This window comes from Aeromonas sp. DNRA1 (assembly GCF_963888745.1).
In the GTDB taxonomy this organism is placed as follows: domain Bacteria; phylum Pseudomonadota; class Gammaproteobacteria; order Enterobacterales; family Aeromonadaceae; genus Aeromonas; species Aeromonas hydrophila.
In genome coordinates this window covers 1-13801 of record NZ_CAWPKQ010000011.1, presented here as the reverse complement: position 1 = coordinate 13801, position 13801 = coordinate 1, and the positions used below count along the sequence as shown (strand labels likewise).

Here is a 13801-nt window from a genome sequence, read left to right as displayed (position 1 = left end):
AAGGGACCAAAAGGTCCCTTTTTATCTCAAAAATCACGCTGTGATCCCACTATGTGGCAAAACTGTACCTGCTTGAAGCTCACGCCAGCCTGGGCCTGCAAACTCACGCGGCAATCCCGCTGTGACGGAGCAGCGCATCCACCTGAGGCTCGCGGCCACGGAAGGCTCGGAACAGCTCCATCGGCTCCTTGGAACCACCCTTTTCCAGGATGTTCTTCAGGAAGGACTGACCGGTAGCCGGGTTGAAGATCCCCTCCTCCTCGAAGCGGGAGAAGGCATCCGCAGAGAGCACCTCGGCCCACTTGTAGCTGTAGTAGCCCGCCGCATAACCGCCGGCGAAGATATGGGAGAAGCTGTGCTGGAAGCGGTTGAACGCCGGCGGCGTCATCACCGCCACCTGGCTGCGCACCTCATCCAGCAATGCCGGGATCTGATCCGCGCTGGCCGGGTCAAACTCCTGATGAAGACGGAAGTCGAACAGGGCGAACTCCAGCTGGCGCAGCATCTGCATCGCCGCTTGGAAGTTGCGGGCGGTCAGCATCTTCTCCAGCAGGTCAGCAGGCAGCGGCTCGCCGGTTTCGTGATGGCCGGAGATAAAGGCCAGCGCCTCGGACTCCCAGCACCAGTTCTCGAGGAACTGGCTCGGCAGCTCCACCGCGTCCCAGGCCACGCCGTTGATGCCAGCCACGCCGGCCACGTCGATGCGGGTTAGCATGTGATGAATGCCGTGGCCGAACTCGTGGAACAGGGTGACCACTTCGTTATGGGTGAACAGGGCGGGTTTGCCATCTACCGGACCGTTGAAGTTGCAGGTCAGGTAGGCCACCGGCTTTTGCAAGGATCCATCCTGACGGTAGCGACGACCCAGGCAGACGTCCATCCAGGCACCGCCCTGCTTGTGCTCACGGGCATAGAGGTCGAGGTAGAAGCTGCCACGCAGCTCGTCCTCGGCGTCGAAGATGTCGTAGAAGCGAACGTCAGGGTGCCAGGTGTCGATGCCGAGGCGCTCGCGCACCTTCATGCCGAACACCCGCTTGACCACCTCGAACAGCCCCTTCACCACCTTGCTGGCGGGGAAATAGGGGCGCAGCTGCTCGTCGGAGATGGAGAACTTGTGCTGTTTGAGCTTCTCGGCGTAGTAGGCGAGATCCCAGGCGGCCAGCTCGCTCTGACCGTGTTGCTCGGCGGCGAAGGCGCGGATCTCTTCCAGCTCGGCCTTGCCCTGCGGCAGGGACTTGGCCGCCAGATCGGTGAGGAAGTTCACCACCTGCTCGGGCTTGTCCGCCATCTTGGTGGCCAAGGAGAGCTCGGCGTAGTTGGCAAAGCCGAGCAGCTGGGCCAGCTCGCGGCGCAGGGCAAGCAGCTCGGTCATGATGGCAGAGTTGTCCCACTTGCCAGCGTTGGGGCCCTGATCCGAGGCGCGGGTGGTGAAGGCCTCATACAGCTCGGCACGCAGCGCACGGCTGTCGGCATACATCATCACCGGCAGGTAGGAGGGGATGTCCAGAGTGAACAGCCAGCCTTCCTTGCCCTTCAGCTCGGCCAGCTGGCGGGCGGCGGCCTGTGCGCTCTGCGGCAAACCGGCCAGCTCGGCCTCGTCGGTCACCAGCTTGTGCCAGCCCTGGGTCGCGTCCAGCACGTTGTTGCTGAAACGGGAAGCCAGCTCGGAGAGGCGGGCCTGGATCTCGCCGTAGCGCTGCTGCGCCTCGGCGGGCAGACCGATGCCGGACAGACGAAAATCGCGCAGGGTGTTCTGGATCTCCTTGCGCTGGGCGCCGCTCAGCAGCGGGAAGTCGTCGCTCTCGGCCAGTTCGCGATAGGCCTGATAGAGCCCCTCGTGCTGGCCGACATAGGTCTGGAATTCAGACAGCAGCGGCAGGCAGGCGTCGTGGGCCGCGCGCAGCGCTTCGCTGTTGAGTACGGAGTTGAGGTGACTGACCGGCGACCAGATCCGCGCCAGGCGGTCGTTGACCTCTTCCAGCGGGGCGATCAGGCTGTCCCAGGTGTGCGGATCGCGCTGGGCCAGCACATCGCTGATCTTCTGTTTGCAATCGGCGATGGCCTGCGTCACGGCAGGCTGGACCTGATCGGGCTGGATCTGGCTGAAAGGGGGCAGCGAGTCCATTGTCAGCAAAGGGTTATTCATCCCGGTTACCTCTTGTTTGGTCTTGAACAGACCGCTTTAGCAGCTCTTCATGGTTCTCTAACATGTGGCCAAGTCACGCAATAATCAAGCTTCAATCCGCCTGTCAGCACTGTTTTCCCCTCTTTGTGAGCTCAAACACCTCTCTGCCAGATACTTGACGGCAACAGCATGAATAATCGGTACTTTTTTGCCCTTTTTGCGGCTTTTTCAGCTCTCGAACCACAAGGGAGCAGAGCAAATCCAATCGACAAAGGAGTAGTTCACAGCAGCGTATCACCGGCCCTTTCCATGCTTGGAAAATAACTAATCAACAAGTTAATAACCATAACAAATCATGCACATACGTTGATTAATTTGTTTTTAAGTGCGTATCATAAGCAGCCTGTTACTCAGGTCACTTGATTCTCCGCGCCGCACGGAGAACGGGTGAAAAAGGCAAAGTGACCCGAAAGGGCACGACGCAAAGCCACCGGTCTAAGGGAGATTTCCTATGACAGCGGGGCTGCCCCCGGGAGCGTTCGGCCATAGCTGGACGCTCCGTTTGTACTGTATGGAGATATCAAGATGAACAAATTGAAGTTATCCCTGCTGGGCTGTCTGCTCGGCATGGGCGCCCCCATAGCGCAGGCCGCATCGGCCGGTCAGGCCATGGTCAATCCCCAATCCGGTGTCGTAGTGGGTTACTGGCACAACTGGTGCGGTGGCTCTGGCTATCAGGGCGGTACCGCTCCCTGCGTCAAGCTCGACCAGGTCAATCCGCAATATAACGTGGTCGATGTCTCTTTCATGAAGGTGTACGGCAGCGATCCCATCCCCACCTTCAAACTCGACCCGGCTACCGGCATGAGCGAGAGCCAGTTTATCGAGCAGATCGCCGAGCTCAACCGTCAGGGCCGCTCCGTGCTGCTGGCGCTGGGCGGTGCCGATGCCCATATCGAGCTGCGTACCGGTCAGGAGCAAGCCTTCGCCGACGAGATCATCCGTCTGGTGGAGACCTATGGCTTCGACGGTCTGGACATCGATCTGGAGCAGTCCGCCATCACTGCCGCCAACAACCAGACCGTGATCCCGGCAGCCCTGCGGCTGGTCAAGGATCACTACCGCGCCCAGGGTAAAAACTTCCTCATCACCATGGCGCCCGAGTTCCCCTACCTGACCGCCAGCGGGCTCTATACCCCCTATCTGCGGGCGCTGGAAGGCTACTACGACTGGATCAATCCCCAGTTCTACAACCAGGGTGGCGACGGTATCTGGATCGACGGGGTAGGCTGGATCGCCCAGAACAACGATGCCCTGAAAGAAGAGTTCATCTACTACATGGCGGACTCGCTGATCAACGGCAGCCGCGGCTACTACAAGATCCCCCACGACAAGCTGGTATTCGGCATTCCGACCAATATCGATGCGGCCGCCACCGGTTACGTCAAGAATCCGCAGGCTCTCTTCGACGCCTTCAACCGCCTCAAGAGCCAGGGTCAGCCCCTGCGCGGCGTGATGACCTGGTCCATCAACTGGGACATGGGTCGTAACGCGGCCGGGCAGGCCTACAACGAAGCCTTCATCAAGAGCTACGGCCCCTTCATCCACGATCAGAACATCACCCCGCCGGACGAAAACGGCAAGCCGGTGTTCAGTGGTCTGAGCGATGCCCGCGTCAAGCACGGCACCCGCTTTGACCCGCTGGCCGGCGTCAGCGCCAGCGACAAGGAAGATGGCGATCTGACCGGTCAGATCCAGGTGGAAGGGAGCGTCGATACCCAGCGCATCGGTCTCTATCCCCTCACCTACAAGGTGAGCGATCGCGACAATAACGTCACCGAACAGGTGCGTACCGTCGAGGTCTACAGCATGAAGCCGGTCTTTACCGGTATTGCGGACACCACTATCGAGCTCGGTACGCCGTTCAACGCCATGGCCGGCGTCAGCGCCCACGATGAGGAAGATGGCGATCTGACCGCCAACATTCAGGTCAGCGGCAACGTCGACAGCAGCAAGGTCGGCCGCTACACCCTCACCTATCAGGTGAGCGACAGTGCCAACCAGCAGGTAACCCAGCTGCGCAACGTGACCGTCAGGGAGCAGGGTGCCATCTGTCAAAACAGCTGGGATGCCAAGAAGACCTACGTCAGCGGCGACATCGTCAGCCACAACGGCAAGAGCTGGCGCGCCGAGTGGTGGACCCAGAACGATGAGCCGGGCACTACCGGTGAGTGGGGCGTCTGGCGTCTGCAGGGAGACAGCGACTGCGATGGTGGCGAGAAGCCGCCGGTGATCGGCAGCAGCGACTTCACTGTCAGTGCTATGGGTTCCGACTACACCATAGTTAACGGTCAGGTCTCCATCCGCTTCAACATCACCACCGCCAACCCGGTGCAGATCTCTGCCACGCTGGAGCAGCACGGCCGCAGCTATGGCAACACTACCAGTCTGGTGAACGGCACCAGCGCGCTGGTTTTGCAGGGCAGCAATGTGACCAATGGTAGCTATGAAGTGGTGATCAACGGTCTGGCAGATGGCCAGCAGCCGGTGGTACAGCGCTTCCCGGTTGCGCTGACCGAACAGAGCAGCGGCGGTGGCGAGGGTGACTACCCGGCCTACGCCCCCAATACCAGCTATCAGGCCGGTGATCGGGTCAGCAATGCCGGTGGCAACTACGAGTGCAAACCCTGGCCCTACAGCGGCTGGTGTGGCGGCTCGACCAGCCACTATGCGCCGGGTACCGGCACAGCCTGGAGCGATGCCTGGATCAAGCTGTAATTAGCCGGTCATAAAAAAGGGAGCCGTTGGCTCCCTCAGCCACTATGCATCAACCGCTACCGGCACTGCCTGGAGCGATGCCTGGATAAAGCTGTAATCAGCTATCAGTAACGAAAGAGGGGAGCCATCGGCTCCCCTCTTTTCTATCCGTTACACGCTCGGACACATCAGCTTAGCGGGCATCTTCCTTCAGCCACTGCGCCACGCGCTTGGCGAAGTAGGTGAGGATGCCGTCGGCACCGGCCCGCTTGAAGCAGAGCAGGGACTCCATGATGCTCTCTTTCTCCTTTAGCCAGCCGTTCTGGATGGCCGCCATGTGCATGGCGTACTCGCCGCTCACCTGATAGGCGAAGGTCGGCACGCCGAACTGATCCTTCACCTGGCGGATCACGTCCAGATAGGGCATGCCCGGCTTGACCATCACGCTGTCGGCCCCTTCCTGGATATCCAGCGCCACCTCGTGCAGGGCTTCGTTGCTGTTGGCCGGATCCATCTGGTAGGTGGCCTTGTTGCTCTTGCCGAGGTTGCCGGCAGAGCCCACCGCGTCGCGGAACGGGCCGTAGTAGCAGGAGGCGTACTTGGCGGAGTAGGCCATGATCTGGGTGTTGATGAAGCCGTTCTCTTCCAGCGCCGCGCGGATGGCGCCGATGCGGCCATCCATCATGTCGGACGGCGCCACGATGTCGACCCCGGCAGCGGCGTGGGAGAGCGCCTGTTTCACCAGGATCTCGGTGGTGATGTCGTTCAGCACATAGCCTTCGTCATCGATGATGCCGTCCTGCCCGTGGGTGGTGAACGGATCGAGCGCCACGTCGGTGATGACCCCCAGCTCCGGGAAGCTCGCCTTGAGGGCGCGCGTCGCCCGCTGGGCCAGCCCGTTCGGGTTGTAGGCCTCTTCCGCCAGCAGACTCTTCTGCTCCAGCGGGGTGACCGGGAACAGAGCGATGGCCGGTACGCCCAGCGCAACCAGCTCGGCAGCCTCTTTCAGCAGCAGATCGATGGAGAGCCTGTCCACCCCCGGCATGGAGGTGACGGCCTCACGACGGTTCTCCCCCTCCAGCACGAACACGGGATAGATGAGATCGTTGGCGGTCAGTACGTTCTCGCGCACCAGACGACGGCTGAAATCATGTTTGCGCACCCGGCGCAGACGGCGACCCGGAAAGGCGCCTGGAAGAGTTGTAGCCATGAATCACTCCTGAAGAGGAAGTTGGAAGAACGCGGCGGAGGTGGCCCGGGTGTGGGCCAGCAAGGCCTCGGGCGCTTCACCACGGCAGGCCGCCACCACCTGGGCGATGTGCGGCAAAAAAGCGGGTTCGTTGCGTTTTGGTCTGGGCTTCAGATCCCGCGGCACCAGATAGGGGGCATCGGTCTCGATCATCAGCCGGCCGGCCGGAATGCGGGCCACCTGCTCGCGCAGCAACTGGCCGCGACGCTCGTCGCACAGCCAGCCGGTCACCCCAATGTGCAGCCCCAGCGCCAGACACTGGTCCAGCTCCTCGTCGGAGCCAGTGAAGCAGTGCAGCACGGCTCCCGGCAGCCTCGGCAACCAGGGACGCAAGATCTCGATGAAACGGGCGTGCGCATCGCGGCAGTGGAGAAACACCGGCATCCCGAGCTCGGCGGCCAGCGCCAGCTGGGCATCGAATACCGCATCCTGCACCAGACGGGGGGAGAAATCGCGGTTGTAGTCGAGGCCGCACTCGCCGATGGCCACCACCTGTGGCAGCGCCGCCAGCTCGCGCAGGGCTGGCAGGGTCGCCTCATCAACACTCTTGGCGTCGTGGGGGTGGACCCCGGCGGTGGAGAAACAATAACCCGGCCAGCGGGCGGCAAGGGTGGCGCTCTCACGGCTGCCGACCAGATCGGTGCCGGTCAGGATCAGCGCCTCCACCCCGGCGGCGCGGGCGCGGGCCACCAGATCGGCCTGTTCATCGGCAAACTGGCTGCTGGTCAGGTTTACACCTATGTCGATCATGGGGTCAGCGGGTCCGAACAAAAGGAAGACATATCAGGTATTTGAAAACCATCTACTCAATGGGGCCTTACCATACGCCTCGAACGGGAGCATGAAAAGAGGAAGGGAGCCTCAGCTCCCCTCTTCCGTTGATTCCTGTTGCTCCTCGTCCTCTTTCTTCACGTAGAAGCGGGCGAAGAACAGACCTATCTCCCACAAGCCCCACATGGGGATCGCGAGCAGGGTCTGGGAAAAGACATCGGGCGGCGTCAACAGCATGCCGACCACGAACACCCCGACGATAACGTAGGGACGCTTCTCCCGCAGGCTCTTGGGACTGGTCACCCCGGTCCAGCACAGCAGTATGGTGGCCACCGGAATTTCGAACGCCACCCCGAACGCGAAGAACAGGGTCAGCACGAAGTCCAGATAGCTGGCGATGTCGGTCGCCACCGTCACCCCGGCGGGCGCGGTGCTGGTGAAGAAACCAAACACCAGCGGGAACACCACGTAGTAGGCGAACGCCATGCCGGCATAGAACAGCACGGCACTGGAGGCGACCAGCGGCATGATCAGGCGCCGTTCATGCTGGTACAGGCCGGGGGCGATAAAGGCCCAGGCCTGATAGAGCAGATAGGGGATCGCCACGAAGAAGGAGACCACCAGGGTCAGCTTGATCGGCGTCAGGAAGGGGGTCGCCACATCCGTCGCTATCATGCTGGTTCCTTCCGGCAACTGACTTAGCAGCGGCTGGGCCACGAAGTCGTAGATGTTGTTGGAGAAGTAGATCAGCGCAATGAACACCAGCAAGATGGCCGAGATGGAGCGCAGCAGGCGCGTTCTCAGCTCGACCAGATGGCTGATCAGAGGTTGCTCGGCCTGACTCATGGCTTCACCTCCCCTTTTACTGCGGAGTCGCTGACCGGCACCGGCTCGCTCTCCCGCTGGCTGTTGACCGGCGGCACGTCGTAGCTCAGCTGCACTGCAGGCTCAACCGGCGTGGCAGGTTCAGCCTGAGCGACCGGTTCGGGACGTGGAGGACGGATCTCGTTCTCCCCCTGATAGGGGCGATTGACCGACTGGGCCGCCGCCTTGAGCTGCTCGATAGACTCCTGCAGCTCTGGGCTCAGGTTGTTCATCTGCAACTGTTCGGCCTTCTTCAGGTCGTTGTGCAGCTCTTGCAACTTGAGTTCCTGCTCCAGCTCGGACTTGACCGAGTTCGCGGTCGAACGAATGAGGCGGATCCAGTGGGCAGCCGTGCGGATGGCAACCGGCAGCCGCTCGGGCCCCAGTACCACCAGTGCTACCACACCGATAACGACCAGCTCCCAAAAACCGATATCGAACATGGCTTAGGCCTGGTCTTTGTCTTTCTGTTTGGCGGTCTCACTGCTCTGAGTGGCCGCTTCGTTCAGCTGTTTCGGGGGAAACTCAGCATCCTTCTGCTCGGACTTGGTCTCCGGCTCATCGGACAGCGCCTTCTTGAAACCTTTGACCGCGGCACCCAGATCACCACCGATACCGCGCAGTTTCTTGGTACCGAACAGCAGCACGACGATGACTGCGATGATCAACAATTGCCAAATACTGATACCACCCATGACTTTCTCTCCAGAGCTGGCGCCCACTGGCGCAGTTTGTTTAATGAGAACGGGTTCGCAACCAACCCAGCAGCCAGCATAACCCGGCGCCGGCGAGGCTGATTTGTCCCCACTCAATGTGTTGTTTTTGGGTCAGCAAGAATACACCGGCCAATAGCAGGCTGGCTCCAACCCCTAAGAGGTAGCGAGCCTGACCCTGGCGGCGACTGTGCCGGCGAAAATCGGCAAACATCTGGTCGAAGTGGCGCTGCTGATGACGGGTCTGGCGCAGGGTCTCGTAGACCAGCTCCGGCAGTTCCGGCAGCTTTTCGGCCCAGAACGGCGCCTTCTCCTTGATAGCATTCCACACCGCCTTGGGCCCCACCTGTTGGTACATCCAGTTCTCCAGGTAGGGCTTGGCGGTCTGCCACAAATCGAGCTGCGGGTAGAGCTGGCGACCCAACCCCTCCACATAGAGCAGGGTCTTCTGCAGCAACACCAGCTGCGGCTGCACCTGCATGTTGAAGCGGCGCGCGGTGTTGAACAGGTTGAGCAGCACGTGGCCGAACGAGATTTCGGACAGCGGCTTCTCGAAGATGGGCTCCAGCACGGTGCGAATGGCGAACTCGAACTCGTCCACCTTGGTATCGGGCGGCACCCAGCCGGACTCCACGTGCAACTCGGCCACCCGGCGGTAGTCACGGTTGAAGAAGGCGAGGAAGTTCTCGGCCAGGTAGCGCTTGTCTTCCCGGTTGAGGGTGCCGACGATGCCGCAGTCGATGCCGATCCAGAGCGGATTCTCCGGATGTTCGTAGGAGACGAAGATGTTGCCCGGGTGCATGTCGGCGTGGAAAAAGCTGTCGCGGAACACCTGGGTGAAGAACACCTCCACCCCGCGCTCGGCCAGCAGCTTCATGTTGGTGCCGTTAGCCTCCAGCGCGGCAATGTCGGAGACCGGAATGCCGTAGATCCGCTCCATCACCAGCACCTGCTCACGGCAGTGCTCGGTGAACACCTCGGGCACGTAGAGCGCCTCGGAGCCGGTGAAGTTGCGGCGCAGCTGGATGGCGTTGGCCGCCTCGCGCATCAGGTTGAGCTCGTCGAGGATGGTCTTGCGATACTCTTCCACCACCTCGATGGGGCGCAGGCGTCCGCTCTGGGGCACGAAACGGGCTACCAGACGGGCCAGCGCCTGCATCAGTCGCAGGTCGGCCTCGATGACCGGCTCGATGTCGGGACGGATCACCTTGATGACGATCTCGCGGCCATTCTCCTTCAGCCGGGCGGTGTGCACCTGGGCGATGGAGGCCGACGCCAGCGGCGTCTCGTCGAAGTCGTCAAACAGGGTCTCGATGGTGCAGCCCAGGCTCGCCTCGATCTGGCGGCGGGCCGCCTGACCACAGAAGGGGGGCACCCTGTCCTGCAGCAGTGCCAGCTCCTCGGCGATGTCCGGCGGCAGCAGATCGCGCCGGGTGGAGAGCATCTGGCCGAACTTGATGAAGATGGGGCCGAGCGCCTCGAAGGCGAGGCGGATGCGGGCACCGCGGTTCAGCCCCTGACGCTTGTTCTTGAGCCAGAACAGGCTGCGACGGGCCAGCCGGCCGGGCCAGGGCTGGTAACGAGCGGGTACCAGCTCGTCGATGCCCTGCTCCAGCAGAATGCTGATGATGCGATAGAGGCGCTTGAACTCCTTCGGGGTCATCAGGCTACCTGCTGCTCGAAGCGGGCCAGCCGCAGCTCGACCGCTTTCATCTGCTGGGCCAGCAACTCGACATCGTCGTTGAAGCTGGCCACTTCCAGCGGACCCGGCGCAAGCCGGATCTCTTCGGTCAGGTATTCGGCCAGCTGGCGCTGGCTGCGGCACAATTCACGCCCCAGCAGCCGGCATGCCTGACTGGCACCGCGCAGCAGGGTGTGGGCCAGCACATCGCCGGTATAACGGGACAGCTCCTCTTCCCAGTCGATATTCAGCTCGCCCAGCAACATGCTGAAAGCCTGCACCAGCTGAGGGTCGCCGCTCAGGTCCAGCTTCTCCTCGCGGATGTAGCGGGTCAGGGCGGAGGGGTCCTTGAGCAGGCCGAGCGCGGTCAGGGAGAGGCTCAGCACCGCATCGGCCTCCCCTTCGAATTTGGCCAGCACATCCAGCCGGCGCTCGGAGAAGACAAACCAGAGTGGCTTGAGCTCGCGCAGCTCCAGCTTGAGTACCTTGCCCGTCAATTTGCGCAGCCGCTCCGGACTCTGCTTGTCGAGTCGCAGCAGCTGGTTGAGGCTGGTTTCGATCACCGCGGTGACCATGGCATCCATCGGCATAGGCGACCTTAAAACTTGTAACCGCGGTGCAAGGCGACCACGCCCTGGGTCAGGTTGTAAAACTCGACCTGCTCGAAACCGACATTCTCCATCATGCCTGCCAGGGTCTGCTGATCCGGGTGCATGCGGATCGATTCCGCCAGGTATTTGTAGCTTTCGCTGTCGTTCGCGACGATTTCGCCCATTTTCGGCAGCAGTTTGAAGGAGTAGAGATCGTACAGCTTGGCGATCACTTCGCTGACCGGCTTGGAGAACTCCAGCACCAGCAGGCGGCCACCCGGCTTGAGCACCCGGAACATGGAGGCGAGCGCCTTGTCCTTGTCGGTGACGTTGCGCAGGCCGAAACCGATGGTGATGACGTCGAAATGGTTGTCAGGGAATGGGAGCGCCTCGGCATTGGCCTGCACGTAGGCGACGTTGTTGGCCACCCCCAGATTGCGCAGCTTGTCGCGGCCCACCTTGAGCATGGAGTCGTTGATGTCCGCCAGCACCACCTGGCCGGTCTCGCCGACGATGCGGGAGAACTTGGCGGTCAGATCACCGGTACCACCGGCCAGATCCAGCACCTTCTGACCCTTGCGTACGCCGGAGCAGTCGATGGTGAAGCGCTTCCACAGGCGGTGGATGCCGAACGACATCAGATCGTTCATCAGATCATACTTGGCTGCCACCGAATGGAAGACGCCGGCGACCAGGGTTTCCTTCTCGGTCGAGGCCACGGTTTTAAAGCCAAAATGCGTTGTCGTAGTCTGTTCTGACATCCCTTAAACACCCATAGAGCAAAGAATGGCCGCCAGTTTACCAGAGCCAATGGCGTGCGGACACCTTAAACCCGGCTGGCGACCAACTGCATCCCCAACGCCACCATGGCCAGACAAAGAAACAGGTTGAGGCCGATATTGAGGGCGGCTTTCAGATAGGCCCCCTGCTGGGCCAGTACAACTGTATCCAGCGCGAAGGAGGAGAAAGTGGTCAGGGCGCCGAGGATACCCACCATCAGCAGCGGCTTCAGCGGGTGCTCCACCACATGACCATGGCTGATCAGCGCAAAGGCAATGCCCATGATGAAGGAGCCGACCACGTTGACCATCAGGGTGCCATAGGGGAAATGACGTCCCAACAACAGCGCCATCAGTTCGGCGATACCAAAGCGCAGGCAGGCGCCGATGGCCCCGCCGGCGGCAACATATAACCAGGTTTGCATGGGAGCACGCCTCCATAGTATCGGGCCGACATTATGCAATAATGTCAGGCCCGGGGGACAGCAGGGCAATTAATCGACATCACCCGCATCAGCGGCGAAAGTCGACCGGCTCGACCTGAGCCATATGAATCGAGGTGCGGGATGGACTGGTTTGCGCAATCACCCGGCCGCGGCGAATGGAGTAACGCACCGGCACCTGGCGGCGCACCGCATCAAAGCCGCTCTCGGCGGGCAGGATCAGCAGGTTGGCCGGTTTGCCCACCTCGATGCCATAGCGATCCTGCACGTTCAGGGTGCGCGCGCTGTGGCAGCCGATCAGCTTGAGGCTGTCGTTGATCTGCTCGTAACCCATGATCTGGCAGACATGCAGCCCCATGTGCAGCACCTGCAGCATGTTGGCGGTGCCCATGGGATACCAGGGATCGAACACGTCGTCATGGCCGAAACAGACATTGATGTTCGCTTCCAGCATCTCCTTCACCCGGGTGATGCCGCGACGCTTGGGATAGCTGTCGAAGCGCCCCTGCAGGTGGATGTTCACCAGCGGGTTGGCGACGAAGTTGATGTCCGCCATCTTCAGCAGCCGGAACAGGCGGGATGCATAGGCGCCGTTATAGGAGTGCATCGCGGTGGTGTGGCTGGCGGTGACTCTATGGCCCATGCCCCGCTCGTAGGCCAGGGTCGCCAGCGTCTCTATGAAGCGGGACTGTTCGTCATCGATTTCGTCGCAATGCACATCCACCAGAACCTGATATTTCTCCGCAAGATCGAAGACGTAGTGCAGACTCTCGACCCCGTACTCCCGGGTAAACTCGAAATGGGGGATGGCACCGATCACGTCGGCCCCCAGCTTGAGAGCCTCTTCCAGCAGCGCCTTGCCGTTGGGGTAGGAGAGGATCCCCTCCTGCGGGAAGGCGACGATCTGCAGCTCCACCCACTCCTTCATCTCCTCCCTCACCTCCAGCATCGCCTTCAGGGCGACCAGATTGGGATCGGAGACATCCACGTGGGTGCGGACGAACTGGATGCCGTTGGCGATCTGCCACTTCAACGTCTGGATGGCCCGCTGCTTCACATCCTCGTGGGTCAGCAGTGCCTTGCGCTCAGCCCAGCGTTCAATCCCCTCGAACAGGGTGCCGGAGAGGTTCCAGCTCGGTTCACCGGCCGTCTGGGTGGTATCAAGATGGATGTGAGGCTCGACAAAGGGGGCGATGGCGAGCCCCTCCTCACCATCAAGCTCATGGGCTGCGAGCAGAGGGGTGCTCATGGGTTCGATGGCACTGATCTGGCCATCCTGGCAGAGGATCTGCCACATCCCCTCCCTGCCGACCAGACGCAGGTTCTTTATCAGCATGTTTTTGCTTCCTTTTTTCAAACACCAACGGCTTTTTCAATCCACAACTTAGCTTGGATCAATTTGATAGAAAAGCGTTCATATTGAATACATATGAGACTGTTACTATTGATAAACAGCAACAATAAAAGGGAGTTGATTGGGATGAAAGCAGGATTGACCGAGATCGGCAGCGCAGGCTTGTTTCACGAGTATCTGCAGACACTGGGTATCAACAAGCCACCGTTGACGTCGATCGACAAGCAGTGGGAATACACTCGCAATGAACGACTGGTGGCGGCCATTCAGATAGAAGCCTCCGGACAAGCTCGGTTCTATCTCGATGCCAGGCAGATTTCGGTAAACTGAGAAAAGTGGATATAAAAAAGCCTCCCGATTGGGAGGCTTTAATATTTAATGGTGCTGATACCCAGAGTCGAACTGGGGACCTCATCCTTACCAAGGATGCGCTCTACCAACTGAGCCATATCAGCACACTAACCGGTAAAGACCG

General features: G+C 60.9%; 13 protein-coding genes, 1 tRNA gene and 1 riboswitch. Of the genes, 2 read left to right on the top strand and 12 right to left on the bottom strand.

Features of this window, described 5'->3' with window-relative positions:
* Positions 1-103: 103 nt before the first annotated feature.
* A complete protein-coding gene (gene prlC, locus AACQ43_RS21500) occupies positions 104-2146 on the bottom strand; it encodes an oligopeptidase A (protein WP_076362825.1) in 2043 nt (680 codons plus the stop codon).
* Between the two features lie 424 nt (positions 2147-2570).
* Positions 2571-2656: riboswitch (cyclic di-GMP riboswitch) on the top strand.
* Between the two features lie 54 nt (positions 2657-2710).
* Between prlC and AACQ43_RS21495 the strand changes: the two genes are divergently transcribed.
* The gene (locus AACQ43_RS21495) at positions 2711-4903 is read left to right on the top strand and encodes an immunoglobulin-like domain-containing protein (protein ID WP_168968656.1); all 2193 of its coding nucleotides are present in this window, start codon (positions 2711-2713) and stop codon (positions 4901-4903) included.
* A 172-nt stretch (positions 4904-5075) separates the two neighbouring features.
* Here the strand turns inward: AACQ43_RS21495 and hemB are convergent, their stop codons facing one another.
* From hemB to AACQ43_RS21445, 10 genes are all read right to left on the bottom strand, one after another.
* The gene (gene hemB / locus AACQ43_RS21490; protein WP_168968655.1) at positions 5076-6092 is read right to left on the bottom strand and encodes a porphobilinogen synthase; all 1017 of its coding nucleotides are present in this window, start codon (positions 6090-6092) and stop codon (positions 5076-5078) included.
* A gap of 3 nt (positions 6093-6095) precedes the next feature.
* Positions 6096-6881, bottom strand: coding sequence for a TatD family hydrolase (locus AACQ43_RS21485; protein WP_076362823.1), 786 nt, complete (start codon positions 6879-6881; stop codon positions 6096-6098).
* A gap of 111 nt (positions 6882-6992) precedes the next feature.
* On the bottom strand, positions 6993-7748 hold the full coding sequence (gene tatC, locus AACQ43_RS21480) for a twin-arginine translocase subunit TatC (protein ID WP_042065849.1): 756 nt from the start codon (positions 7746-7748) through the stop codon (positions 6993-6995).
* Complete coding sequence (gene tatB, locus AACQ43_RS21475) at positions 7745-8209, bottom strand: Sec-independent protein translocase protein TatB (RefSeq protein ID WP_146061131.1); 465 nt, start codon at positions 8207-8209, stop codon at positions 7745-7747. The genes tatC and tatB overlap by 4 nt, the downstream gene beginning before the upstream one ends.
* Positions 8210-8212: 3 nt before the next feature.
* Positions 8213-8461, bottom strand: a complete 249-nt coding sequence (gene tatA / locus AACQ43_RS21470) for a Sec-independent protein translocase subunit TatA (protein WP_076362821.1) — start codon at positions 8459-8461, stop codon at positions 8213-8215.
* Between the two features lie 40 nt (positions 8462-8501).
* Positions 8502-10142 (bottom strand): ubiquinone biosynthesis regulatory protein kinase UbiB, encoded by a 1641-nt coding sequence (ubiB, locus tag AACQ43_RS21465; RefSeq protein WP_011704118.1) that lies wholly within the window; start codon positions 10140-10142, stop codon positions 8502-8504.
* On the bottom strand, positions 10142-10750 hold the full coding sequence (locus AACQ43_RS21460; protein WP_168968654.1) for a ubiquinone biosynthesis accessory factor UbiJ: 609 nt from the start codon (positions 10748-10750) through the stop codon (positions 10142-10144). The genes ubiB and AACQ43_RS21460 overlap by 1 nt, the downstream gene beginning before the upstream one ends.
* 8 nt (positions 10751-10758) lie before the next feature.
* Positions 10759-11511 carry a bifunctional demethylmenaquinone methyltransferase/2-methoxy-6-polyprenyl-1,4-benzoquinol methylase UbiE gene (gene ubiE, locus AACQ43_RS21455; RefSeq protein ID WP_168968653.1) on the bottom strand — a complete coding sequence of 251 codons (753 nt, stop codon included), beginning with the start codon at positions 11509-11511 and terminating at the stop codon, positions 10759-10761.
* A 65-nt stretch (positions 11512-11576) separates the two neighbouring features.
* Positions 11577-11954, bottom strand: a complete 378-nt coding sequence (crcB, locus tag AACQ43_RS21450) for a fluoride efflux transporter CrcB (protein WP_168968652.1) — start codon at positions 11952-11954, stop codon at positions 11577-11579.
* 88 nt (positions 11955-12042) lie between these two features.
* Entirely contained in the window at positions 12043-13308 is a 1266-nt protein-coding gene (locus tag AACQ43_RS21445; RefSeq protein ID WP_168968651.1) for a cytosine deaminase, read from the bottom strand.
* Between the two features lie 93 nt (positions 13309-13401).
* Here AACQ43_RS21445 and AACQ43_RS21440 point away from each other — a divergent pair, with 93 nt between their 5' ends.
* Positions 13402-13656, top strand: coding sequence for a hypothetical protein (locus tag AACQ43_RS21440; protein ID WP_016348944.1), 255 nt, complete (start codon positions 13402-13404; stop codon positions 13654-13656).
* Between the two features lie 49 nt (positions 13657-13705).
* Here the strand turns inward: AACQ43_RS21440 and AACQ43_RS21435 are convergent.
* Positions 13706-13781 (bottom strand) — tRNA-Thr (locus AACQ43_RS21435).
* Between the last annotated feature and the right edge of the window lie 20 nt (positions 13782-13801).

Excerpts from the sequence above, each read along its gene's own strand:
- prlC (WP_076362825.1), bottom strand. The coding sequence starts at position 2,146 with ATGAATAACCCTTTGCTGACAATGGACTCGCTGCCCCCTTTCAGCCAG.
- AACQ43_RS21495 (WP_168968656.1), top strand. The coding sequence starts at position 2,711 with ATGAACAAATTGAAGTTATCCCTGCTGGGCTGTCTGCTCGGCATGGGC.
- hemB (WP_168968655.1), bottom strand. The coding sequence starts at position 6,092 with ATGGCTACAACTCTTCCAGGCGCCTTTCCGGGTCGCCGTCTGCGCCGG.
- AACQ43_RS21485 (WP_076362823.1), bottom strand. The coding sequence starts at position 6,881 with ATGATCGACATAGGTGTAAACCTGACCAGCAGCCAGTTTGCCGATGAA.
- tatC (WP_042065849.1), bottom strand. The coding sequence starts at position 7,748 with ATGAGTCAGGCCGAGCAACCTCTGATCAGCCATCTGGTCGAGCTGAGA.
- tatB (WP_146061131.1), bottom strand. The coding sequence starts at position 8,209 with ATGTTCGATATCGGTTTTTGGGAGCTGGTCGTTATCGGTGTGGTAGCA.
- tatA (WP_076362821.1), bottom strand. The coding sequence starts at position 8,461 with ATGGGTGGTATCAGTATTTGGCAATTGTTGATCATCGCAGTCATCGTC.
- ubiB (WP_011704118.1), bottom strand. The coding sequence starts at position 10,142 with ATGACCCCGAAGGAGTTCAAGCGCCTCTATCGCATCATCAGCATTCTG.
- AACQ43_RS21460 (WP_168968654.1), bottom strand. The coding sequence starts at position 10,750 with ATGCCGATGGATGCCATGGTCACCGCGGTGATCGAAACCAGCCTCAAC.
- ubiE (WP_168968653.1), bottom strand. The coding sequence starts at position 11,511 with ATGTCAGAACAGACTACGACAACGCATTTTGGCTTTAAAACCGTGGCC.
- crcB (WP_168968652.1), bottom strand. The coding sequence starts at position 11,954 with ATGCAAACCTGGTTATATGTTGCCGCCGGCGGGGCCATCGGCGCCTGC.
- AACQ43_RS21445 (WP_168968651.1), bottom strand. The coding sequence starts at position 13,308 with ATGCTGATAAAGAACCTGCGTCTGGTCGGCAGGGAGGGGATGTGGCAG.
- AACQ43_RS21440 (WP_016348944.1), top strand. The coding sequence starts at position 13,402 with ATGAGACTGTTACTATTGATAAACAGCAACAATAAAAGGGAGTTGATT.